At 66.5% G+C, this 24,317-nt stretch carries 17 protein-coding genes; 10 read left to right on the plus strand and 7 right to left on the minus strand.

What is annotated here, in order from left to right:
- Nucleotides 1–215 precede the first annotated feature (215 nt).
- Nucleotides 216–713: a hypothetical protein gene (locus ACF08M_RS37845; RefSeq protein ID WP_392189844.1), complete on the minus strand. Its 498-nt coding sequence runs from the start codon at nucleotides 711–713 to the stop codon at nucleotides 216–218.
- A 65-nt stretch (nucleotides 714–778) separates the two neighbouring features.
- Here ACF08M_RS37845 and pip point away from each other — a divergent pair, with 65 nt between their 5' ends.
- The 3 genes from pip (at nucleotide 779) to ACF08M_RS37860 (ending at nucleotide 5,363) form a co-directional block, all read left to right on the plus strand.
- The gene (gene pip, locus ACF08M_RS37850) at nucleotides 779–1,756 is read left to right on the plus strand and encodes a prolyl aminopeptidase (RefSeq protein WP_392189845.1); all 978 of its coding nucleotides are present in this window, start codon (nucleotides 779–781) and stop codon (nucleotides 1,754–1,756) included.
- 199 nt (nucleotides 1,757–1,955) lie between these two features.
- Nucleotides 1,956–4,241, plus strand: a complete 2,286-nt coding sequence (locus ACF08M_RS37855; RefSeq protein ID WP_392189846.1) for a peptidoglycan recognition protein — start codon at nucleotides 1,956–1,958, stop codon at nucleotides 4,239–4,241.
- A gap of 126 nt (nucleotides 4,242–4,367) precedes the next feature.
- Nucleotides 4,368–5,363: an aldo/keto reductase gene (locus ACF08M_RS37860; protein WP_392189847.1), complete on the plus strand. Its 996-nt coding sequence runs from the start codon at nucleotides 4,368–4,370 to the stop codon at nucleotides 5,361–5,363.
- A 372-nt stretch (nucleotides 5,364–5,735) separates the two neighbouring features.
- On the opposite strand, the gene ACF08M_RS37865 is transcribed toward ACF08M_RS37860, so the two are convergent.
- The gene (locus ACF08M_RS37865) at nucleotides 5,736–7,967 is read right to left on the minus strand and encodes a BTAD domain-containing putative transcriptional regulator (protein WP_392189848.1); all 2,232 of its coding nucleotides are present in this window, start codon (nucleotides 7,965–7,967) and stop codon (nucleotides 5,736–5,738) included.
- 508 nt (nucleotides 7,968–8,475) lie between these two features.
- Between ACF08M_RS37865 and ACF08M_RS37870 the strand changes: the two genes are divergently transcribed.
- The 4 genes from ACF08M_RS37870 (at nucleotide 8,476) to ACF08M_RS37885 (ending at nucleotide 15,187) form a co-directional block, all read left to right on the plus strand.
- Nucleotides 8,476–8,679, plus strand: a complete 204-nt coding sequence (locus ACF08M_RS37870) for a hypothetical protein (RefSeq protein ID WP_392189849.1) — start codon at nucleotides 8,476–8,478, stop codon at nucleotides 8,677–8,679.
- Nucleotides 8,680–8,844: 165 nt separating this feature from the next.
- On the plus strand, nucleotides 8,845–11,874 hold the full coding sequence (locus ACF08M_RS37875) for a lantibiotic dehydratase (RefSeq protein ID WP_392189850.1): 3,030 nt from the start codon (nucleotides 8,845–8,847) through the stop codon (nucleotides 11,872–11,874).
- Nucleotides 11,864–13,165 (plus strand): lanthionine synthetase C family protein, encoded by a 1,302-nt coding sequence (locus ACF08M_RS37880; protein ID WP_392189851.1) that lies wholly within the window; start codon nucleotides 11,864–11,866, stop codon nucleotides 13,163–13,165. Before ACF08M_RS37875 ends, ACF08M_RS37880 begins: the two co-directional genes overlap by 11 nt.
- A 252-nt stretch (nucleotides 13,166–13,417) precedes the next feature.
- A complete protein-coding gene (locus ACF08M_RS37885) occupies nucleotides 13,418–15,187 on the plus strand; it encodes an ABC transporter ATP-binding protein (protein WP_392189852.1) in 1,770 nt (589 codons plus the stop codon).
- 259 nt (nucleotides 15,188–15,446) lie between these two features.
- On the opposite strand, the gene thpR is transcribed toward ACF08M_RS37885, so the two are convergent.
- The 3 genes from thpR to ACF08M_RS37900 all read right to left on the minus strand — a co-directional run bounded on the left by thpR (nucleotide 15,447) and on the right by ACF08M_RS37900 (nucleotide 18,110).
- Complete coding sequence (gene thpR, locus ACF08M_RS37890) at nucleotides 15,447–16,019, minus strand: RNA 2',3'-cyclic phosphodiesterase (protein ID WP_392189853.1); 573 nt, start codon at nucleotides 16,017–16,019, stop codon at nucleotides 15,447–15,449.
- 219 nt (nucleotides 16,020–16,238) lie between these two features.
- A complete protein-coding gene (locus ACF08M_RS37895; protein WP_392189854.1) occupies nucleotides 16,239–17,573 on the minus strand; it encodes an MFS transporter in 1,335 nt (444 codons plus the stop codon).
- Between the two features lie 96 nt (nucleotides 17,574–17,669).
- The gene (locus ACF08M_RS37900; protein WP_362195299.1) at nucleotides 17,670–18,110 is read right to left on the minus strand and encodes a MarR family transcriptional regulator; all 441 of its coding nucleotides are present in this window, start codon (nucleotides 18,108–18,110) and stop codon (nucleotides 17,670–17,672) included.
- Nucleotides 18,111–18,255: 145 nt separating this feature from the next.
- Here ACF08M_RS37900 and ACF08M_RS37905 point away from each other — a divergent pair, with 145 nt between their 5' ends.
- Entirely contained in the window at nucleotides 18,256–18,471 is a 216-nt protein-coding gene (locus tag ACF08M_RS37905) for a ribbon-helix-helix protein, CopG family (protein ID WP_392189855.1), read from the plus strand.
- A 96-nt stretch (nucleotides 18,472–18,567) separates the two neighbouring features.
- Here ACF08M_RS37905 and ACF08M_RS37910 read toward each other — a convergent pair whose 3' ends face one another.
- Entirely contained in the window at nucleotides 18,568–20,031 is a 1,464-nt protein-coding gene (locus ACF08M_RS37910; protein WP_392189856.1) for an NCS2 family permease, read from the minus strand.
- Between the two features lie 219 nt (nucleotides 20,032–20,250).
- Here ACF08M_RS37910 and ACF08M_RS37915 point away from each other — a divergent pair, with 219 nt between their 5' ends.
- Together ACF08M_RS37915 and ACF08M_RS37920 are read left to right on the plus strand one after the other, a co-directional pair.
- Nucleotides 20,251–20,553 (plus strand): DUF2530 domain-containing protein, encoded by a 303-nt coding sequence (locus ACF08M_RS37915; RefSeq protein ID WP_392189857.1) that lies wholly within the window; start codon nucleotides 20,251–20,253, stop codon nucleotides 20,551–20,553.
- Between the two features lie 197 nt (nucleotides 20,554–20,750).
- Nucleotides 20,751–23,231: an HAD-IC family P-type ATPase gene (locus tag ACF08M_RS37920; protein WP_392189858.1), complete on the plus strand. Its 2,481-nt coding sequence runs from the start codon at nucleotides 20,751–20,753 to the stop codon at nucleotides 23,229–23,231.
- Between the two features lie 175 nt (nucleotides 23,232–23,406).
- On the opposite strand, the gene ACF08M_RS37925 is transcribed toward ACF08M_RS37920, so the two are convergent.
- Nucleotides 23,407–24,291, minus strand: coding sequence for a DUF5707 domain-containing protein (locus ACF08M_RS37925; protein ID WP_392189859.1), 885 nt, complete (start codon nucleotides 24,289–24,291; stop codon nucleotides 23,407–23,409).
- Nucleotides 24,292–24,317 lie beyond the last annotated feature (26 nt).

A 24,317-nucleotide genomic window follows, 5' to 3' on the forward strand; every position in this document is an offset into this window, starting at 1 on the left:
CCACCCCCCAGGTCATCCGTTCGACAGGGGGCAACAGTCATGCCGGGCCCGGAGGCCAGCGGCCCTCTTGCAGGACCGCGAAAAACATAACGGGGGTGAGGGGTGCAGCGCACAACGGAATGCCGGGAAGACGCACGGGGCGAGGGGTGCGGTGAGGGGCACTGTGAGCGCTCCGGCCGGCCCGGCCCGCCGCCCGACCGCCCGGACGTCGTGGCTCAGCGGTCCGCGAACCGCTCCCCGCACCGGCTGCAGAACACCGGCTCCGGGTCCTGCGAGAGCCGGCCGCACGCGGGGCAGACCCGGTCCAGCGTGCAGGGCGCCTCGCCGCCCTCGTACGCCGGCGGGGGCACCGCGGCCGGGGATGTGATGGACAGGCCGGGGCGACGCCGGTGGACGGTCACATACGCCAGCCCCTCCGGCCCCGCCGCGAGAGCACGCCGGGAGGTGCGGGGCAGCCAGACGACGGTGGTCGGGGTCAGCCGCAGCGCGTCGCCCCCGACGACCACCCGGCCGCTGCCCGCAACGACGACGAGAAGGACGTCCAGGACGTCCTCCTGATGCTCACCGACCTCCGCGCCCGGCGGGAGACGTACCAGATTGGCGTCCAACTCACGTGCCTGCTCGGCCAGTTGCCACAGCGCGCCACGGTCGGCGGGGGCGGCGGCGGTCAGCAGCTCGTCGAGTACGGCCAGTACCCGGGGTACGGAATTCACAGCGGCCAGGCTACGCCCGTCCTAGGCTGACCTCTTTGCCCGCCGAACCGAGGGAGCCCCACGCCATGGACCGCGAGCCCGACGAGAAGTACCCGCCGGTCGAACCGTACGACCACGGCATGCTCGATGTCGGAGAAGGCAACCTCGTGTACTGGGAGGTGTGCGGCAACCCGGAGGGCAAACCCGCACTCGTCGTGCACGGCGGTCCCGGCTCGGGGTGCACGGAGCGGCCCCGGCAGTACTTCGACCCGGACCGCTACCGCGTCGTCCTCTTCGACCAGCGGGGCTGCGGCCGCTCCACCCCGCACGCGAGCGACCCGGCCGCCGACCTGCGGTACAACACGACCGACCGGCTGATCGCCGACATGGAGCGGCTGCGCCGCCACCTCGGGATCGACACGTGGCTGCTGTACGGCGGGTCCTGGGGCTCGACGCTGATCCTCGCGTACGCCGAGCAGCACCCCGAGCGGGTCTCCGAGATCGTGATCGCGGCCGTCACGACGACCCGGCGCTCCGAGATCGACTGGCTGTACCGGGGCGCCGGGCAGATCTTCCCCGAGGCGTGGGAGCTGTTCCGGGCCGGTGTGCCGGAGGCCGGGAGCGATTCGACCCCGGACGTCCTCGCCGCGTACGCCCGGCGGATGGAGAGCCCCGACGCCGAGGTGCGGGAGAAGGCGACGGCCGACTGGTGCGCCTGGGAGGACGCGGTGCTTTCCCAGGAGGCGTACACCGGACCGTCGCCGTACAGCGGGCGCCCCTGCCGGGCCCGGCAGGCGCTGGTGCGGATCTGCTCGCACTACTTCTCCCACGGCGCCTGGCTGGAGGAGGGGCAGCTGATCCGGAACGCGGGGCGGCTGGCGGGGATTCCGGGCGTGCTGGTGCACGGACGGTTCGACCTGGGCGGGCCGCTGATCACCGCGTGGGAGCTGACGAAGGCGTGGCCGGAAGCGGAACTGACCGTGATCGACGGTGCGGGGCATCTGGGCGGTCCGGCGACGAGCAGGGCGGTGCTGGCGGCGCTGGACCGGTTTGCCCGGAAGTGAACGGAAACGGAATCCGTGGCGACCGATGGCGGCAGAGGCGGGGGTAGGGGATCCATTCGTCGCAGTGGCATGGCAAGCTATGCCTCCGCTGCAAACGCGGTAGCACTCGTACCCCCCACTGGTCTCGTCATGAGCCAGTGCTGTCGCCGGACGCAGCACCTGACGAAACCGATGTCCGAAACCATCCGTGGGGTACGACTTGAGAACGAAGAAGAGAATCTGGGCCACGGCTGCCGTGGCCGCCTCCGCCGTAGCGGGTGTCCTGGTCTTCGAAGGGGTGACGGGCAATCCCTCCGCACCCGCCGATGCCAAGTCCGGCCCGCCCGAGGCCGATGTGCGCGCGACCGCGCTGAAGGTCGCCGACGACGGCACCTCAGCCGCCCTCGGCAAGCGGGACACCAAACCGTTCAGCATGCTGGGCATCACCTGGACCGACCCGGCGGCCAAGGTCACCGGAGCCGTGGAGGTACGGACCAGGTCCGCCGCCAACGGGAACTGGACGTCCTGGCTGCCGCTCGAAACCGATATCGACGGGCGTACGGAGACCGGCCGGTCCGGCGTACGCGGGAGCACCGAGCCGCGCTGGGTGGGCCCCTCCAACGGTGTCGAGGTACGGATCAACGCGGGCGGCAAGATCTCCGCCAAACTGCCCGCGGGGCTGCGGCTGGACACCGTGGACCCGGGCCGCAGCGGCACTCTGAACGCGGACCCGGCCGCGTTCGCCGCCGACATCCCCGCAGCCGATGCCACGACCGACCCCTCCGCCGACCCGTCGGACCCGGCCGCAACCGAGCCGCCCACGCCGAGCGGCAGCACGGAACCGCCCGCCGAGGCCACACCGTCCGCCCCGGCGCCACCGAGCCCGACCGGTTCGGCCACGAACCAGCCCACTCCCCCGACGAGCCCGAGCCCCTCGGCGTCCGTGAGTGCGTCCCCGACCGATACTCTGCCGCCCGCACCGCCGTCGACCGCGCCCAAGCCGCCCATCACCTCGCGTGCGGGCTGGGGCGCCGACGAGTCGATCAGCCCGGAGGCGCCGGAGTACACCGACACCGTCAAGGCCGTCTTCGTCCACCACACCGCCCAGACCAACACCTACTCGTGCGCCGACTCCGCCGCCGTAGTGCGCAGCGTGTACGCGTACCACGTCAAGAGCAACGGCTGGAAGGACCTCGGCTACAACTTCCTGGTCGACAAGTGCGGGACGATCTTCGAGGGCCGTAAGGGCGGGGTGGACCGGCCGGTCTTCGGTGCGCACACCTACGGCTTCAACCGGCAGACGGCCGGCATCGCCGTCATCGGCACATACACGGACTCGGCGGCCCCGAGCGCGGTGACCACCTCGGTGGCCCGGATCGCCGCATGGAAGCTCGGCCAGTACAAGGGCGACCCGGCGGGCAGCACCATGCTCACCGCGGGCGCCACCGGCAACAACCTCGCCGGCACCAAGTTCACCGCCGGTACGCAGTACTCCTTCAAACAGATCTCCGGCCACCGCGACGGCTTCGCGACCGAGTGCCCCGGTACCCAGCTGTACGGGCAGCTGCCCGCGATCCGCAGCCTCGCCGCGGGCCCCGTCACCGGACTGGCCATCAAGTCGGTGACCGGCGCCGGGCTCTCGGGCACGACGTACTACACCAAGTCCGCGGTCACCGTGGGCTGGTCGGCGACCACCCCGGGCGCGTTCATCGCCAAGTACGAGCTGCTGGTCGACGGCAAGTCCGTCGCCACCACGGCGGCCACCGCCACCTCCGCCAAGGCCACGCTCGCCGTCGGCTCCCACACGGTCCAGGTCCGCGCCACCCATCAGTCGGGCAAGGTCACCACGTCCGCTGCCGCCACCGTGGTCGCCGACCAGACGGCACCCGCCTTCACCACCAAGCCGAACCTGGCCCTGCGCACCGGCACGGTGAACACCACGGCCGTCCCGGTCACCCTGAGTTGGAAGGCCACCGACGCCGCCGCGCTCAAGGAGGTCAGGCTCACCGCCCCGGTCGCCAAGACCTACGGCCCGACGACCACCAGCGCCTCGCACACCGCGAAGTCGGGGGTGGCGACCAGCTGGGGTATGACCGCGTACGACCAGGCGGGCAACACCGCCGCCGCATCGGTCTCCGGCACGCCGGTCATCGTCCAGGAGAGCTCGGCGACGAAGACCGGCACCTGGGCGACGAAGTCCTCGACCAGCTACCTCGGCGGCAAGTCGTACTCCAGCTCGTCCAAGGGCGCGAGCCTGAGCTGGACGTTCACCGGCCGCTCGGTCGCCCTGGTGGCCTCGCGGGCTGCCACCTCCGGCCAGATGTACGTCTATGTGGACGGGGTCAAGGTGTCCACGGTGGATCTGAAGTCCAGCACCACCAAGTACCGCGACGCGCTGTGGACGAAGAGCTGGTCGAGCAGCGCCAAGCACACCGTCAAGATCGTCGTCGTGGCCACGTCCGGCCGCCCGACGGTCACCACCGACGGCATCGTGTATCTGAAGTGACCGCCTGAGACATTCGGCCGCGTCACGACCTCGCATGACGCCCTGCCCCCGGCACTCCGCCGGGGGCAGGGCGCGTTCGAGGTCGCTCTTGCTTCGAGCGGACTCGAAGGCGTTGGCTTGGTACCCATGGAGTACACGCAGCTCGGACGCACCGGACTCAAGGTCAGCCGCCTCGTCCTCGGCACCATGAACTTCGGCCCGCAGACCAATGAGGCCGACAGCCACGCCATCATGGACGCGGCGCTGGACACCGGTCTGAACTTCTTCGACACGGCAAATGTTTACGGCTGGGGCGAGAACAAAGGCCGTACCGAGGAGATCATCGGCACCTGGTTCGCCAACGGCGGTGAACGCCGCGACAAGGTGGTCCTGGCCACCAAGATGTACGCGAACATGGGCGCCGACGGCGAGGCCTGGCCCAACCACGACAAGCTCTCCGCCCTGAACATCCGGCGCTCGGTCGAGGCGTCGCTGAAGCGGCTCCAGACGGACTACATCGACCTCTACCAGTTCCACCACGTCGACCGGAACACCCCCTTCGAGGAGATCTGGCAGGCGATCGACGTCCTGGTCCAGCAGGGCAAGATCCTCTACGCGGGTTCGTCGAACTTCGCCGGTTACAAGATCGCCCAGGCCAATGAGCTGGCCGCCCGGCGCGGCTCGCTGGGCCTGGTCAGCGAGCAGTGCATCTACAACCTGATGGAGCGCCGCGCCGAGATGGAGGTCATCCCGGCCGCGCAGGAGTACGGCCTCGGTGTCATCCCGTGGTCCCCGCTGCACGGTGGCCTGCTGGGCGGTGTGCTGAAGAAGGAGCGCGAGGGGGCGGCGGGCCGTTCGGCCTCCGGCCGCAGTGCGGACGCACTGAAGGATTCGGCGCAGCGCGAGAAGATCCAGGCGTATGAGGACCTGCTCGACAAGCACGGCCTGGAGCCGGGCGAGGTCGGCCTGGCGTGGCTGCTGGCGCGGCCGGGAGTGACGGGGCCGATCGTCGGACCGCGCAACCAGGAGCAGCTGGACTCGGCGCTGCGGGCGCTGGAGCTGGACCTCTCCGCGGAGCTGCTGGCGTCGCTCGACGAGATCTTCCCGGGTCCGGGACCGTCGCCGGAGGCGTTCGCCTGGTGAGGGCGGTCTGACCTCACCTCACGGGCCGCCGCGTACCGGCCGGAGCCGAGCGGTGCCCGCAAGGGGGCGGCCCCTTCGCACGGGCCGCCATCCGCCCCGTCTCCGCACCATCGGGGGCGCGAGGACGGCGGGCCGTTCCGTACCCGCCCCGGAGCTGCGCTTCGAGCTCCTTCAGCGTCTTCGTGAGCCGGCCCAGCTGCGTCCCACTCGTCGCGCGGGCGACACGCAGCAGGCCCCGCCGGAACGGGTCCTCGAACGCGCTCAAGCAGAACCGGGCCCTCGCCACCCCTTCGGCAAAAGCGCCGTGCACCACCGGGCCGTGGTCACCACCGCCCGCATCCGGCTGTGGCCCACCGACTCTGCGGACAGGCCTCAGGACGGGTGTGCTTCGACTTCGGTGTACTCACCCGCCATCGCGAAGGCACGGCCGGCAAAACGAAGCGTGTGGGCGGACACATTCGGATCCCGGAGATGCTCGGCGGCCTCGAGTGCCAGCTGCCACGCGCCGAGGTTGTCCCGGTAGCGGCCTTGCCGAAGACGGAAGGGTTCCGAGACCCACGCCAACTGCCAGACCAGCTCGTGCCATCCACGCTTCGCGGCAAGTACCTGAATATCCGCGATCGAGGCCTGCTCGGCCTCGAACCACGCCAGTGCGGTCGACGCATCGTGGACCACGGACGCATCGTGGACCACGTCAAAGGGCCCGTCCGTCTCCGGCACCGGCAGCCTCATCGGCTGCCGGTGCGGGCTGAGCAACCGATCGGCCCGGTGCGCGGTACGGAGGCAGGAGTCGGCCAGTCGCTTCAGCGCGGAGTCCCTGACAGCGGCGGCCAGCGTAGTGCGACCGCGTTCCACCGCGAAGAGCCGGATGAGATCGTGCATGCCATATCGTCCGGGGGTCTGTTGCTGGACCAGATGGACGGCGCCGAGCCGGTGCAGCAGCACACGGGCACGGGGCGGAGGCAGGTCCGCAAGTGCCGCGGCCGCGTGAAGACTGATGTCGGGGCTCGGGACCAACCCGAGCAGATCGAACATCCTGGCCGCTTCCTGGTCGAGGGCCGATCGGGAGGAGGCGAATACCGCGCGCAGATCGGCAGAGAGCTCGCCGGTACCCAGTGCGTCGAGCCGCGTCGCCTCGCTGTGAAGCTCCTTGGCAAGCACCGCCAGCGGGAATTCGGGATGAGAGGCGACCCTGGTCGCCAGGATGCTCAGTGCAAGGGGCAGGCCGGCGCTGTGCGAGAGAAACGCGGCAACGGCATCCGTCTCGTTGTCGAGCCTTTCGAAGCCCAGCCGCTCGGCCAGCAGTCGGCGCGCATCCTCGTCCGTGAATGCTCCCAGTGCGAGGCAACGCGTCCGGCAGGTGGTGTGCAGCCCCGCCAATGCGTTGCGGCTGGTGATCAGCGTGATGCAGTGCGGACCTCCAGGCAGCAAGGGAGCCACCTGTGCCGTGTCGCGAGCGTTGTCCAGCACGATGAGCATGCGTTTTCCGGCGGCCAGGGATCGGTACAGGCCCGTCTGTGAATCCACACCAGCCGGAATCGCGGCGGGCGGGACGCCCAGGGCATCGAGAAGCCCCCGGAGCGCCGTGGCCGGCGAGACCGGGTCCTCGATAGGGTCGAATCCTCGCAGGTCGATATGGAGCTGTCCGTCGGGAAACCGGCTGAGGTTCCGGTATGCCCAACGCATCGCCAACCAGGTCTTGCCCACACCGCCCATACCTCCGATGACTGCCACCACTGCGGCGTCCTCGGATTCCGATGTCTCGCTCACCATCTCGTCCAGGAGCGAGAGTTCGCGATCACGGCCGACGAAAGGAGTCGGCCGCGCCGGCAACTGGCGGGGGACCGTGGTGAGGAGCGCCGGTTCACGACTGCTCGTGCCCTTCAGCGCCGGGGCCGCCGCCAGTACCTGGCGGTGCAGTGCCTGCAGGTCGGGGTTGGGATCGATGCCGAGTTCACTGACAAGCCGGTCGCGGATCTCCTCGTAGGCTTCGAGAGCCTCCACCTGACGCCCTGCCTGGTAGAGGGCGGTGACCAGCTGGCCGGCCAGCCGTTCGTCCAGCGGACTGAGAGCCATCAGGCTGCGGAGCTCCGGCAGGACTTCCTCGCCCTCTCCCAATCCGATCCGGATGTCGTTGTACTGCAAGGCCGCAGCGACCCGCTCGGCATCCAGCCGTGTGCGGATGCCCTCGGCCCAGGCACCGGTGAGCCCGGAGAGGGCCTCGTCCTGCCACAATTCGAGGGCAGCGTGCAGGAGGCCGCTTGCTTCACCGTCGTCATCAACGACCCGGGCAGCTTCGATGAGGCGTCGGAAGCGGTGTACGTCGATGCGCTCGCGACCGGCTTCCAGCACGTAACCGCCGGCATGCCGCACAACGTTCAGTCCGGCCGCCTGCCCTCCCAGGTCACGTAAGGCGGTCCGGATTCGGGTGATATAGCTGTACAAGGTGGACCGAACGGTACGGGGCGGATCCTCGCCCCAGACCCGATGGATCAGCTGCTCGATGGGTACGACGCGTCCCGCGTCGAGCAGCAGGGCGGCCAGCACACACCGCTGCTTGGCGGAACCGAGATCAATCCGCTGCTCTCCCGAGTAACCCACCACGGGGCCCAGTAGCTGAAATCTCACGCGACCCCCTGCCGTCACCGCGGGAACGAAGACGCCGCGATGCTTCCGCTCGAACGATCATGGTAGGTCAGGTGGTTCTGCCGGACCAGACCACTGCGGAGTCCAAGCCCGGAACTACCTGCCTGCCGTGGCCTCGAAATCCGCACTTCGTCGTGACTCCGTCGCGCTGAGGTTTTGAGCGGCTACGGGCGAATTTTTGGGCAGATATTACAACGCATGAGGCCGATTCCCACGACCTCGAAGAACTCCCTAAGGGCTGTCTCCTGCCGGAGCGGCGAAATGGCGAGATGGCGAAATACTGACGAAACAAGGACGGTTTCAGAACAGGATATCGAGAATCTTGCAGATTCCTTGAACGACTGCTTCAAGGAACGTGCAAGGAACCGTCCTCTTCGGCGTGACACCGTCCAACTGCGGTGATTGCCCGCCGCACAGAAGGCACCCGTACCACTAACTGAAAGTGAGGTTCCCCATGGGTAATTCCATGCTTCTGGAAAACGACGCCGAGACCATCGAGCTCAGTGAGCTGGAACTCGACATTCAGATCATCCCTGGTGCGTCCATTTCGGAAGACACCAAGCCCATGATGACGACGGGCCAGGACTGCGGAACCGTCAACTGCAACCCCACGCTGAGCGGCGCCACACACTCCTGCTCGCTTCTCGCCATGTGCAGGTCTTGCTGCTAGCAGGGTAACGGGGTCTCCTGCCGGCAATGCACATGCCCGGCAGGAGACCTTTTATTGTCGGATGAAGCGCGTGAGGATGAGGTAATGGAACCGGAGAACATCTACGCAGCCCGAGAACCTGTCATGTGTCGAGTCTCTTCGCGATCCCGCGAGGACTTCGAATTCGTGAGCCCGGATGTACTCGGTGGTTCGGATGCGACAGATGCCGAATTGATCCAGTACATCGGGCTCCTCATGAAGGACCCCGTCCTCCGCGAAGGCATCGCAGTTTCCAGCACCTCACTCTTCGAAACGGTCGAACGCATCACCGGCGGTCTGCCCGTAAGACGGAAGAAGCTGATGAGTTCGGCTGTTTCCCTGACGCGCTATATGCTCCGCATGACGGGGCGCACGACGCCGTTCGGCCTGTTCGCGGGTGTCACCAGAGCATCGGTCGACACGACAGGGAAAGTCGGCCCGAAGGTTCCGGAACAAAAATTCGCCAGACTGGACAGCGGCTGGCTCCACACAATGATCATGAAATGGCTGGAGGATCCGGAAACACGACATCGGGTCCATGTCACGTTCAACAACCTGTGCTTCACCCGCGGAACCCGCATGATACTTCCGTTTCCACGCCTCGGAATCGGCCAAGAGGGCCCGACCAACAACCCGCGTCGCAACAGCGAGTTTTCGGTACGCAATACCAAGGTCATTTCTTGGCTTCAGTCAAGAACGTGCGACGCGGTGGCCTACTCCGCCCTGTTGACCGAGGCAGCCGAGATGTTCGGTGAATCCGCGCGCGAACAGATCGACAACATCATGGCCGGGCTCATCCAGCATGAACTGCTGCTGACTTCGTTCGCCCCCGCACATCCGAACGACACGCCCCTGCACAGTGCGATGACCACGCTCGGACCGGACTCCGGTGCATCGCCTCACATGGCTGCCATCAAAAAATCCTTGGACTCATACGCCGGACTTGCTCCGGGGGACGGCATCGAGAGTTGGCAAGGAGTTCTCAACCTTGTCCACACCCTCGGGGAAAACAGCCATCCGCCCGTTCAGGTGGATCTGCTTTCCCGTCTGGCGATCACATTGCCCAGGTCTGTATTGGACGAAGCCGAGGCCTACGCATCGGCAATGTGGTCCATCGCACCCGAGAGCGTCCCCGACTCTCATTGGAACGAATACCGAAAAGCATTTCTTGAAAGATACGGTACGGGACGATCCGTCCCTGTACAAAAACTGACCGATCCTCATTCAGGGCTGGGCTTCCCGGCAACCTACCAGAACCCGGTGTCACATCGGACTGTCAATAAACTTCACCCCGACAGGAACGCCAGTCGCGAAGAGAAACTGGCATCGCTTCTGCAGCAGGGTCTCGATTCCGATTCCCGGGAAATATGTCTCAGCCGTCAGGACATCCTTGATCTCTCGGGGAACCAGCCCTCGCATGCACCTACCGCGATGGAATTGAGCTTCCAGGTGCTCTCGCGCGACCTGGAAGCCCTCAACTCCGGAGTTTTTGAACTCCTTGCCACGCCGCTGACAGGAAGTGTCACCGCCGGGGCTACGAGCGGCCGTTTCGCGGGCATCACCAAAAGCGCGAACGAGCTGGCGAAGCTCATGGCCGCACCGGACCCCGAGGCGATCACGGCCCAAGTGATCTTTCTGCCCAGGACACCTCGGTACTTCAATCTCGTCCAGGTTCCGGCCATCGCGCATCACAAACTCCACCTGGGCACATTTCATGATCCAGCGGATCCGTCGAACATCGACTGGCGTGACCTCTGCGTGGCAGATGACGGACACCGCCTGCGCCTGTACTGGCAGAAGACCGGACAGGAAGTCACCCCGGTTCTCCCGCACATGCTCAACGTACGCGATCAGGCACCCAACATCGCGCGGTTCCTTGCAGAGTTCCGGTACGGCGGCGAACCCAAAATGTGGCAGCCCTGGAACTGGTCGGCACTGGAGCATTCCCCTCAGTTGCCACGAGTACGCTTCGGAAGAACCATAGCCTCTCCTTTGCAGTGGAACGTCGGCACAAAGTTGCAGCAAGCAGCTACCACCCAGAAATCCTGGAGGGTTTCGCTCGAAAGCTGGCGTGAAAAATTTGATATCCCCGATCGAATCAATGTCACTACATACGACCGGGTGTACGGAATCGACCTCCGCAGCACCTTCCAGCAGGAAATATTGAGACGTGAGCTCGCCAGAAACCCTGAAGCCAGGGTCTCAGAGGACGGAAACTCCAGCCACCGCGAATTTGGCTGGATTCACGGTCGGAGCAATGAATTCATCGTTCCACTCCTCCCCCGACGGGTGAAGGACGATGAACGTTCGGGCAACTTCACCATGCCGGCCGTCCTCGAGGACACCGTACATCTCCCAGGTGGGGAATGGATCTTCGCGAAGCTCTACTCTTCCGAGTCCGCTCAGAATGAACTTCTCTCAGCCTTTGTGCCGGCACTCGTACGTGATGTCGCAGATTCCATCGACCGATGGTTCTTCATCAGATACGCCGACCCGGATCCGCATGTACGCATTCGCTTCCACGGCGACCCCGAAAAGATCTACCAGAATGTTCTTCCCATATTGTTCCGTCATGCACAGACGATGAAGAGCGCTGGATTGCTACGAGATATGCAACTGGGCTCCTACGAGCCCGAGGTATCGCGGTACGGTGGCCTCGAAGCGATTGTCCCGGCGGAGCAACTTTTCTGTATCGACAGTCAGTCGGCACTCGCGCAATTGCAGTTCAATAAAGAGGAGGTCCCCTCAGAGGTCCTCCTGGTCGCCAACTATGCAACCCTCCTGGAATCCCTAGGGGATTGGGACTGGTGCGACTGGGCAACGAATATCGCACCTCCGAATCACGACCACATTTCCGTCTCTCGTGAATTCATCGCCATGTCCACCGGGCTCATACGCCCCAAGGGTACGGCTCAGCGGCTCGCCGAGATCACCGGCGTCGGCGCACTCCGGCCCTTTTGGGGCAGCTCCACGGTGGCACAGGAGTATGGAGAGCACATTCTCTGTTCCCAGAACAAGCTGCGTGACGCGGATTCCCAGAATGCAGCACTTCTTGGCCTTCTCCATATGCAGCACAACCGCCTTTTCGGCATAGACGCTCAACACGAGCGAAGGACCCTGACGCTTCTGGAGAAGACGTCCCGAGTTCTAGTGAAGGAAAAGGCACGTGAATCGTAAGTACGCATCAGAAGCCCTCCGCATTTCCGATCGTATCGCCGAGAGGCTCACAGACCCCGCCAAGGTACATGATCAGGTCTGGGCGCCCGAGGAGTTGCTTCCGGAGAGCCAGAAATGGTATCCACTCTCGCTCGGTTCAGGACTTCCCGGAATCTCTCTTCTCTTCAGCAGCCGTATCGCACGGGACCCCGGCAGTGCGTCATACACTCACACATACCTCACTGCATCACTAAAGTCTCTCCACAGTGCCGAGCGAGTTCCCGGTCTGTACAACGATGTCGGCTCATTGGCCTTTGCCACCTGGATCGCGCACCGCGCCACCGGTGGTTACGTCCAGGCCGTCGAGAAACTTGACGAACATGTGCAGTTCGTTTCCGAATCCATGCGAGCCATGGTTGGCGAAGGCCCTTGTCGAAGCTTCCAAGAATTCGATGTGCTATCTGGTCTGACCGGCATCGGGCGATACCTGCTCATCCGACAGGACGGCATGCGCGAGGAATTGGAAGGCGTTCTTGCCACTCTGGTGCAGATGGCGTCCGATGTGGAGCACGGCGGCTCCCGGGTGCCTGGGTATTGGTCGCTGGTGCCGCCGGCCGCTGATCCCGAGAGGGCCTTGCCGTTCGGTTCGGACGGTCATCTCAATCTGGGCCTGGCCCACGGGATCGCGGGCCCCCTGGCCTTGTTGTCCCTGTCATGGTCGGCCGGCATTGCCGTCGACGGACAGCAGAGGGCCATCGAGAAGCTCGTCGGACTCCTCGTCGACTGGAGCCTCCAGGACGAGCACGGAGTCTTCTGGCCCGGGTGGGTGAGCTTCGACGAGTGGCGAGCCGGTGAAGTGGGCCCGTGGGGCAGAAAACGCCCCTCATGGTGCTACGGCTCGCCGGGGGTGTCGCGCGCCCTGCAACTGGCTGGACGCGCGCTCGGACGTCGGAGCTGGTCAGAACTGGCAGTGAGTTCGGTGGCTTCCCAGCTGAGTGTCCCTCACACCGACTGGGTCATGCACGATGCCTCGGCCTGCCACGGTTGGGCAGGGGCTCTCTACCTGCTTCAGTTCTTCGAAGAGGACTGCCCCGAGGTATCGCAGATCCTCGACGACATCGTGGTCCGAATCTCCGAATCCTTCGATACGGACAGCGCGTTCGGGCTGCGTTTCTCGGTGGAAGGGGCGCACGGAGAGGCGGACTTCCCTGGATTCCTCGACGGAGTCACGGGCGTGGGCCTCGCCTTGGAGTCGTATGCGCGAGGAGAAACCCCGACCATGGAATGGGGGGCGGCCCTCCTCACTGTCTGACTGCCCATCAGGCACTCACTCGATTCTCTTGCGGCTCGCAGCAGACGTGGGGGCCACCGCGGTGGCCGGGCGGACGGTGCAAGGCCGGTGCGGTGGGTGAACCGTTCCGGGAAGCGGGCACGGCCGCCGGGGCGGTAGTCCCGCTGGACGCCACGATGTGCACTGCGGCCCATCGTGGCGGGCGAGCACACTTCCATGGTCCGGAGCAACTGCCGTTCTGGTTCACCACCCTCTCCGTAGATTGGGACTCGTATGGCGTTCAACCCGGCAGAGACGCGAAGAATCATCGCACTCTTCTCTCCCTACAGATCACGTCTTTTCACCGTGGCCGGCATTATCGTCATCGCTTCATTGATCTCGTTGAGTTCCCCCTTCCTCATACGTGAAATAATCGATGTCGCTATTCCACAGAAGCGCCCGGTATTGCTGTCGATACTTGCCGTCAGCATGCTCGCAGCCATCACGGTCACAGAATCCTTGCAGGTCTGGCAGGCATGGATATCAACCACTATGGGGCAGCGAGTAATCAACGATTTACGCGTTTCTGTCTACAGCCATCTACAAAGCCTCTCCCTGAGATTTTTCATCAAGACACATGCCGGTGAGGTTCAGTCCCGTATAGCCAACGACATCGGCGGCGTACAGTCGTTCGTGACGAACACTGCTGCTGCCACCGTCAGCTGCATAACGACACTGCTTGCCACCACCGTGGCAATGTTTGCTCTCGACTGGCGGCTTGCCTGCATCTCCCTCGCATTGCTGCCGGTAGTGGCTTTTGCAAGCATAAGCGTGGGCAGAGTACGCAGACAGATCACGCAGAAACGTCAAGAGAAGATGGCGAGCCTCACCTCACATGTGGAGGAATCGCTGTCCGTGGATGGCGTCATCCTGGGGCGGACCATGGGACAGTCCGCCGCGTTGGTCGAGAAATTCTCCAGACACTCCGCCGAGCTGACTGACCTCGACATCCGATCAGCAGTGACAGGACGCTGGCGAATCGCTCAACTGTCCATCCTGATGACCTCCCTGTCCGTTTTCCTCTACTGGGGTGCCGGACTCGGCGCAGCGTACGATAATTCTTCTCTTTCGATCGGAACCCTCGTCGCCTTTGTGACTCTTCAGAACTCACTGCTCGGGCCCACCATGTCGCTTGCACAGCTCGGTGTCCAGTTGCAGAGCAGCATGGCGCTGTTCACCAGGATTTTCGAGTACTTGGATCAGGACCCCGAAATCAAGGAGAAACCGACTGCCATCTCCGTGCCCAGGGCCAAGATTAATGGGTCCATCGGTCTGCACGATGTCGATTTCCACTACTCCGCCGATTCCGAACCTGCTCTCCAGGGGATATCTCTGGACATTCCGGCCGGCAGTCGTATCGCCATTGCAGGCGAGACGGGATCGGGGAAGTCGACCGTGGTCCAGCTGTTGGCCCGGCTGTACGATCCGACGCGAGGCAGGATCACGTTGGACACAAAGGACCTGCGGGATCTGACGTTCGAAACCCTGTCGGATGCGGTCGCCGTCGTGTCTCAAGACCCCTATCTCATCCATGCGAGCATCGCCGAGAATCTGAGGATCGCCAAGCACGATGCAGAGAGCTGGGAATTGGTGGAAGCCTGCCGGGCCGCACACATCCACGCCCGTATATCCGAATTGCCTGACGGCTACGACACCACGGTCGGCGAGCAGGGCCATCAGTTCTCCGGAGGAGAAAAACAGCGGCTTGCCATTGCACGCGCGCTGTTGCGCGACGCGCCGGTATTGATATTCGACGAAGCAACCAGCGCCCTGGACAGCAAGACCGAGCATGATATCCAGCAGTCACTCGATCGCGTGTCCGAGGGCCGCACGGTGATCACCATTGCCCACAGGCTCTCCACCATTCGCAACGCCGACCGTATCGCGGTGCTGCACCGCGGCCGTCTCACGGAGTTCGGCACGCACGACGAACTCCTGGTATCCGGTGGAAAGTACACCGAACTGTGGATGCTCATGCAACGTGCAGAACTCAACGCTTCCTGAGCAGCGCGTGCCGGATCGGACCCAGGGCGACACCAGTCCATTCGTCGACACGGCGGTGAGCCTGCCCGGAACGGTAGGACGGCCTTGCCGTGCAGCAGCCGTCGGCGGGGGGCCGTGTGCGTCACCCTCCGGCGGGGACTGTACGCGTCACTGACCGACGGCGGCTGCCACGGCGACGACGATGAACATCAGCACGAGCACGGCCGCCATGATGCGGTTTCTGGTCTTCGGATCCACCCTTCGAGCGTAACCGCCGCGCTCAGTGGCCCAGTGACCAGGATCCGATCACCTCGTACCGGGGCCGCTCCCCCACTACCCCGGAGACCGGCAGGTTGCTGCGCACGAGGGCGACCTCGCCGACCTCCCACGGGGTGCCCTCGAAGTCTTCGAGGGCCGCGACGTAGGGGCGCAGGTCGGTTTGGGTGCGGCTGCGGGCGAGGGTCAGGTGCGCGCTGTAGCGGCGGTGCTCCTCCATCGGGATGCCGGCGCGGCGGGCGGCGGCGTCGGCGCGTTCGGCAAGGAGCCGCATGGTGTCGAGCCCGCCCGCGGCCCCGGCCCACAGCGCCCGGCCGCCGAACCGGCCGCCACCGTGGAGGCGCAGCGGGAAGGGCTCGGTGCGGCGGGCCACTCGGGCGAGGCGCGCACGCAGTTCGGGCAGCAGTTCCTCGTCCACGGAGCCGAGGAACGCGAGCGTGAAGTGCCGGCCGGTCCTACCGGTCCAGCGCAGGTTCCCGGCACCGGGCAGGGTGTGCAGCGGGGCGACGGCCCGGTGCAGTTCCTGGAGGACGGGGGCGGGCGGCAGAACGGCGACAAAGAGTCTGAGGCTGCTCATGGGCCGAGTGTCGCATCGTGACGGCGTGTCCGGGGGCCCGTGCGCACCGTTGTCCCGCGCGGCTGTCCGCGCCTGTGCGGCAGCGGGTAGGAGCGGCACGGATCTGGCTCCGGAGACCCGCGGGTTCCCCGTGGCCGACGCGGCCGGCGGCACATGGCACGGCCCCGAGCGGTGGATACCGATACCGGTCGGGGCCGTGCCATGTGCCGCTGAAGGCCCTCAGGCCGCCGTGGCCAGCTCCTCGCGCGGGACGAACCGCACGTGCGGGCGGCCCGGTCGGAGGTCGACCCGGAGGCGGAGGCCGCCGACGCGGGCCAGCATGAGGCCGACGCCGACCGCGGCGACCAGCGAGAACGCTCCGCCGACCGCCATGCCCGTACGGACCCCGTAGGCGTCGCTGATCCAGCCGACGATCGGGGCGCCCACCGGCGTACCCCCGGCGAAGACCATCATGTACAGGCTCATGACCCGGCCGCGCATCGCCGGGTCGGCGGCCATCTGGACGCTCGTGTTCGCGCTGATGTTGGTCGTCAGGCCGATCATGCCGATGGGGACCAGCAGGATCGCGAAGAACCAGACGGACGGCGACAGGGACGCGATGATCTCCAGCAGACCGAACACCGTGCCCGCGGCCACCAGCATCCGCAGCCGCGAGGAGCGGCGGCGGGCGGCGAGCAGGGCGCCCGCGAGGGAACCGGCCGCCATGAGGATGTTGAAGAACGAGTACATCCCGGCGCCGCCGTGGAAGATCTCGTCCGCGAAGGCCGTGAGCCAGATCGGGAAGTTGAAACCGAACGTGCCGACGAAGCCGACCAGGACGATCGGCCAGATCAGCTCGGGGCGGCCGGAGACGTAGCGCAGTCCCTCCCGCAGCTGTCCCTTGGCGCGTGGCACCACGGTGGTCTTGTGCAGCTCGCTCGTACGCATCAGCATCAGGCCGATGAGCGGGGCCGCGAAGGACAGGCCGTTGAACATGAACGCCCAGCCGCTGCCGACCGTGGTGATCAGGACACCGGCGACCGCGGGGCCGATGAGGCGGGCGGACTGGAAGTTCGCCGAGTTGAGGCTGACCGCGTTCCGCAGCTGGGCGGGGCCGACCATCTCCGAGACGAACGACTGGCGGGCCGGGTTGTCGACGACCGTCACCATGCCGAGCAGGAACGCGATGAGGTAGACGTGCCATACCTGGACGACACCGGAGAGCGTGAGCACCGCGAGGGCGATCCCGCACAGGCCGAGCGCCGCCTGGCTGACGATGAGAAGCTTCCGCTTCGGGAGACGGTCGGCGATGACGCCGCCGTACAGGCCGAAGAGAAGCATCGGAAGGAACTGGAGGGCCGTGGTGATGCCGACGGCGGCGGCGGATCCGGTGAGGCTCAGGACGAGCCAGTCCTGCGTGATGCGGGACATCCAGGTACCGGTGTTGGAGATCACGGCGCCCGTGGCGAACAGGCGGTAGTTACGGATCTTCAGCGACGAGAAGGTCCCGCCGGGCTTGCTCTCGTGGGTGGAAGTCGGTGCGGGGGCGGAGTCTGCTCCGGATCCCGTACTCAAAGGGGTTCGCCTCCTCGGGCGTATACATTGCGCTGACTGACGGGGATGCGGCGGTGCGGGCGGTGCGCCGGCCGGGGCCCGGCGCGGCCGGCCCCGCTACAGGTGGGCGAGCTTCTCCAGCACGGGTGCCGCCTTGCGCAGCGTCTCCCACTCGTCCTCGTCCAGGCCCTCGGCGAGGGTGGCCAGCCAGGCGTTCCGCTTGGAGCGGCTCTCTTCGAGCATGGCTTCCGCCCGCTCGGTCTGGCTGACCATCTTCTGACGACGGTCATCGGGGTGCGGTTCCAGCCTGACCAGCCCCTTCGCTTCCAGCAGCGCGACGATGCGAGTCATCGACGGAGGCTGCACATGCTCCTTGCGGGCCAGCTCACCGGGGGTGGCCGAGCCGCAGCGGGCGAGCGTGCCGAGCACCGACATCTCGGTGGGGCTCAGCGACTCGTCGACGCGCTGGTGCTTCAGGCGTCGGCCGAGCAGCATCACGGCTGAGCGGAGGGAGCTCACGGCGGCCGCACTGTCGCCGTCGTGGATCAGGTCAGGCATGTTTATTAGCGTAACTCATTACCTACCCTAAAGACCATTCGTGTTACACGCGCGCGACGCAGACTGCCCAATCGATCACCCGAACGAGTGACTCGGATCCGGAAAGTGACGCAAGCCGACTTCCTGGGCCGTAACCCTGCTTGCCATGGGATCGACTGTGCTCAGCCTGCGGATAGACGGTGAGCTGCTCGACCGGCTCCGGCAGCATGCCGCCAAACGCGGAATGAGCGTCCAGGACTATGTCGTCCGGACGCTCATTCGCGATGACTTCGACGAGCGCTTCAAGGCGGCCGTCGACGAGACGGAGAAGTTCTACGGCTCGGAGGGGGCCGCGGGGGTCGGGGCGGAAGAGATCACCTGAGACTCCGGGCCGACGGGGGCCGCCCGGGATCCCGGGCCGACAGCGGCCGGGACCCCGGGCCGGCGGAGATCACCCGGGACCTCCGGGCGGCGGCGGTCACGTGAGGCCGAGGGCCGGCATCGCGTAGTAGAAGACGAAGACCGCCGACACCACGTACATGGCCGCCGGCACCTCGCGCCAGCGCCCGGCCGCGACCCGGAGCACGGAGAAGGCGATGAAGCCCATGCCGATGCCGTTGGTGATCGAGTACGTGAACGGCATCATCACCATGGCCAGGAAGGCCGGGATGGAGAGCGTGTAGTCGCTCCAGTCGATGTCCCGCACCGAACCCGAGATGATCAGGAAACCGACCGCCAGCAGCGCCGGAGTGGCCGCCTGCGACGGGACCATGGTCGCCAGCGGGGTGAGGAACAGCGCCACCGTGAACAGCAGACCCGTCACGACGCTCGCCAGGCCGGTGCGGGCGCCCTCGCCGACACCCGCCGTGGACTCCACGAAGCAGGTCGAGGCGGAGGAGGAGCTCGCACCACCCGCGGCGACCGCGATGCCGTCGACGAACAGCACCTTGTTGATGCCCGGGAAGTTGCCGTCCTTGTCCGTCAGCTTCGCCTCGTCGCCGACACCGAGGATGGTGCCCATCGCGTCGAAGAAGCAGGACAGCAGCACGGTGAACACGAACAGGATGCCGGTGAGGATGCCGACCTTTTCGAAGCCGCCGAACAGGCTGACCTGACCGACCAGCCCGAAGTCCGGGGTGGCCACCGGGTTGCCCGGCCACTGCGGGACGGTCAGCCCCCATGCCTCGCCCGGCAGATCGGCGATCGCGTTGATGATCAGCGCGACGGCCGTCATCGAGACGATGGAGATCAGGATCGCGCCCGGCACCTTGCGGACGATCAGCACGAGGGTGAGCAGCGTACCGAGGATGAAGATCAGGACGGGCCAGCCGAGCAGGTGCCCGCCGTCGAGGACGCCGCCGAGCTTGAGCGGGACGGTGGTGTCCGCCTTGTCCACGTAGCGCGAGACGAAGCCCGAGTCGACCAGGCCGATCAGCATGATGAAGAGGCCGATACCGATCGCGATGCCCTTGCGCAGCGACTTCGGCACGGCGTTCATCACGCGTTCCCGCAGCCCGGTCGCCACCAGCAGCATCACCACGATGCCCGCGAGGACGACCATGCCCATCGCGTCCGGCCAGGTCATCCTGGGGGCGAGCTGGAGCGCGACGACGGTGTTGACGCCGAGACCAGCGGCCAGCGCGATCGGCACATTGCCGATGACGCCCATGAGCAGGGTGGTGAACGCGGCGGTCACCACGGTGGCGGTAACCAGCTGGCCACCGTCGAGGTGGTGACCGTACATGTCCTTGCCGCTACCGAGGATGATCGGATTCAGCACGATGATGTACGCCATCGCAAAGAACGTGGCGAATCCGCCGCGGATTTCACGGGCGACCGACGACCCCCGCTCAGAGATCTTGAAGAAGCGATCCAGGCCGTTCTGCGGCTGAGGGGCCGGGGACTGCACGGAATCGACCGGAGCGGTGGCCGAGCGGGACATGTATGACCTCAGTAGTACGTAGGGGAGCTAAAAGTGGTCAGCTTTGGACTTTCAGACGAATAATTCGAGACAGCCGTAAGCGGATTCAGTATGAATACATAAGGTAAAGATCGCTATCTCCGCGCGTAGACCCATGTACCGGCTGGCCGGACGGCCCCTGTGCATGCCGTCTTTACGGGCTACCGGAGGGGGCCGCAGGGGGCCCCATACACTGAGGTCATGGCGAAGTGGACAGCGAAGCACGAGGCACCCGAGCCCCTGGAGGGGCCCGTCGTCGCCACCATCACGGGCGGCACGATCCTCTGGTTCGTCCTCTTCCTGGTCCAGCTCCCGTTCTACGGCTGGTTCGACGACCACGGGCACGCGTGGTGGGTGTGGACCTGTCTGGCCGGTGCGGGGCTCGGCCTGATCGGCATCTGGTACGTCCGCGGCCGCGACGCGGCGATCAAGCGAGCGGCGGCGGCCGCCGCCGAGAAGGAGTCGGCCGGGATTCCGGCGCCCGGCACCGGGACGGACGGCTAGGGTCCTTCGGGCGCCCCCGCCTGACGCGTTCCGGCCGCCTCGGGCGTCCGCCGCCCCGGGCATCAGGGTCACTGTCCACCTGCAGGACCATTACCCCCGTTCTGCAGGACCATTACCCCCGTTCCCCCCTCCTCCCCCGGTCTGATCTTCAGACTCCCAGTGGGTGAATCGGACGATCCCCCCGTACCGTCGGAACCATGACGCAGCGGGCACCCCATCCTTTCGGCGAGCAGACCCCCGAGGCCTCCGGCTCCGCCGACCGCCCGGGGCCGGGCGTGATCGACGCCGGGTCCGAGCTCGACCCGGTCCACCCGGTGAAGCTGCCGGCCCTGCCCGTGCACACCAACGGGCTGACCGCGGCCGAGGTGGCCGAGCGGATCGCCCGGGGCGAGGTCAACGACGTACCCGTCCGCTCGTCCCGCTCGCTCCGCGAGATCGTCCGCGCCAACGTCTTCACCCGGTTCAACCTGATCATCGGTGTGCTCTGGCTGGTCATGCTGTTCGTCGCGCCGATCCAGGACAGCCTCTTCGGCTTCGTGATCATCGCCAACACCGGGATCGGCATCATCCAGGAGTGGCGCGCCAAGAAGACCCTGGACAGCCTCGCGGTCATCGGTGAGGCCAAACCCACGGTGCGGCGCGACGGGGTGTCGGCCGAGATCTCCACCTCCGAGATCGTCCTCGGCGACCTCATCGAGCTGGGCCCCGGCGACAAGGTCGTCGTGGACGGCGCGGTCGCCGAGGCCGACAGTCTGGAGATCGACGAGTCGCTGCTCACCGGCGAGGCCGACCCGGTGCTGAAAAATCCCGGCGACCTCGTGATGTCCGGCAGCTTCGTCGTCGCGGGCGGCGGCTCGTTCGCCGCCACCAAGGTCGGCCGCGAAGCCTACGCCGCGCAGCTCGCCGAGGAGGCGTCCCGCTTCACCCTCGTCCAGTCCGAGCTGCGCACCGGCATCTCCACCATCCTCAAGTACGTCACCTGGATGATGGTGCCGACCGCGATCGGCCTGATCGTCAGCCAGCTGGTCGCCCAGAACAACAACATCAAGGACTCCATCGCCCGGACCGTCGGCGGCATCGTCCCGATGATCCCGGAGGGTCTGGTGCTGCTCACCTCGGTCGCCTTCGCGATCGGGGTCGTACGGCTCGCCCGCAAGCAGTGCCTGGTGCAGGAGCTCCCCGCCATCGAGGGGCTGGCCCGCGTCGACGTCGTCTGCCTGGACAAGACCGGCACCCTCACCGAGGGCGGCATGGACGTCACCGAGGTGCGGACGCTCGGTGGCGCGGACGACGCGTACGTACGGCGCGTGCTGGGTGCCCTCGGCGCCTCGGACCCACGGCCCAACGCCAGCCTGCAGGCCATCGTCGACGCCTATCCGGACGGCGAGGTATGGCGGTGCACGCAGGCGCTGCCGTTCTCCTCGGCCCGCAAGTACAGCGGCGCCGCGTTCGACGAGGGCGGCGGCCGGCAGTCGGCCTGGCTGCTCGGCGCCCCCGACGTACTGCTCCCCGAGCAGGACCCGGCGCTCACCGAGATCGAACAGCTCAACGAGCAGGGGTTGCGGGTGCTGCTGCTGGCCCGCGCGCAGGGCGCGCTCGAAGGGCCGGACATCGCCGCCGGAGCCGTACCGAACGCGCTGGTCGTCCTGGAACAGCGGCTGCGGCCCGACGCCGGGGAGACGCTGGCCTACTTCGCCGACCAGCGGGTGACCGCGAAGGTCATCTCCGGCGACAACGCGGTCTCCGTCGGCGCGGTCGCCGGAAAGCTCGGCATGCCGGGCGCCGAGAACACCCTGGACGCCCGCCGGCTGCCCACCGAACCGGACGGCATGGCCACGGCCGTGGAGGAGAACGCGGTCTTCGGCCGGGTCACCCCGCAGCAGAAGCGGGACATGGTCGGCGCGCTCCAGTCCCGCGGCCACACCGTCGCGATGACCGGCGACGGCGTCAACGACGTACTGGCGCTGAAGGACGCCGACATCGGTGTCGCCATGGGGTCGGGTTCCGAGGCGACCCGGGCCGTCGCCCAGATCGTGCTGCTCAACAACAGCTTCGCGACGCTGCCGTCCGTCGTCGCCGAGGGCCGCCGGGTGATCGGCAACATCACCCGGGTCGCCACCCTGTTCCTGACCAAGACCGTCTACTCGGTGCTGCTGGCGATCCTGGTGGTCTGCTTCCAGGTCGACTACCCGTTCCTGCCGCGCCATCTGACCCTGCTGTCGACGCTGACCATCGGCGTCCCGGCGTTCTTCCTGGCCCTCGCCCCGAACAAGGAACGGGCCCATCCGCACTTCGTGCGCCGCGTCATGCGGTACGCGATCCCCTCGGGCGTCATCGCGGCCGTCGCCACCTTCGCGACATATATGCTCGCCCGGAACCACTACTCCGGCACGGGCGCACTGGAGGCCGAGACCAGCGCGGCGACGCTCACGCTGTTCCTGGTCTCGATGTGGGTCCTGGCGATCATCGCCCGCCCGTACACCTGGTGGCGGATCTGCCTGGTGGCGGCGATGGGGCTGGCGTTCCTGATCGTGCTGGTGGTGCCGTGGCTGCAGAACTTCTTCGCGCTGAAGCTGGTGGGAACGGTGATGCCGTGGACCGCGGTGGCGATCGCGGTGGTGGCGGCGGCCGGCCTGGAGTACGCCTGGCGGCTGGTCAGCCGCCGCTTCCCGGCCTAGTAAGGGCTGCCCCGCTGCCGCTAGTAAGGGCTGTCCTGCGATCGGTGGTGTACGAGTCGCAGGACGTGAGGACGCCGTATGCGAACGGGCCGTGCCCGGGAGGACGGAAGCCGTCCCCGGACACGGCCCGGATGGGTGCGCGACGGTGCGTGTCTCGCGAAAGGAACTGAAGGAACTACCGCACGTCGACGAAGTCGCCCGCGGTCGTGACGGCCGGGGTGGTGGACGTACCGGCGAAGCTGTAGCGCCAGTAGCCGTCGACCGACGCCTTGACCGTGGTCTTCAGGTTGCCGGTGCTGTTCGTCTTGATCGTCTTGACCGTGGTGTAGGTGGAGCTGGACTTCTTACGGAACTGGAGCTTCACCGGCTGCCCGGTGTAGCCCTGGTACTTGAAGGTCTCCCAGTTGGCCCGCGAGAGCTTGCCGGTGACCGTGATCGTCTTGCCCTTCTTCACGGGCTCCGGAGCGGCGTTGACCGTCAGCTTCGACAGCCGCTGCACCCGGGCGGTGCTGTAGAAGTCGGTGTAGGCGATGTCGGTGTAGTTACCGGCGAGGGCACCCGCGGAGACGTGCCAGGTGCCGGCCAGCGAGTTCTTGTACAGGGAGTAGCGCGGGTTGATCGTGAACGTCAGCTTGCACGTGGAGGTCGTCGCGTTGACCTTGGAGCACTTGGCCTCGTCCTCGTTCTTCAGGATGGCCCCGTCGTAGGTGTTCTCCGAGGACGGGTCCGTGCCGTGCCACAGGTCGGCGTAGACGTCGACGACGCCGGACGGGTGCGACGCCGTGACCGAGATGGAGATCGTCTTCGAGGCCGTGGTGCCCAGGACGATGTTCTTGCCGCCGTTGACGACGACCTTGGAGATGACGGGTTCCGCGCTGGCGGCGCGGGCTGCCGCGGCGGCCTTCGGGGCCCCCTGGGCGGCGGTGCCGAAGACCTCGGCGGCGGACGTCGGCTTGTGCGGGTTCACGGCGGAGTGGCCGTCCGCGTGGGCGGCCGGGACGGCCAGAGCGGACAGAGCCAGGGCGCCGGAAGCGGCTGCGACAGTGGCACGAATACGCATGTGTTTTCCCCAGTGGAGAAAGGGCC

This window comes from Streptomyces sp. NPDC015032 (assembly GCF_043080425.1).
GTDB lineage: Bacteria > Actinomycetota > Actinomycetes > Streptomycetales > Streptomycetaceae > Streptomyces.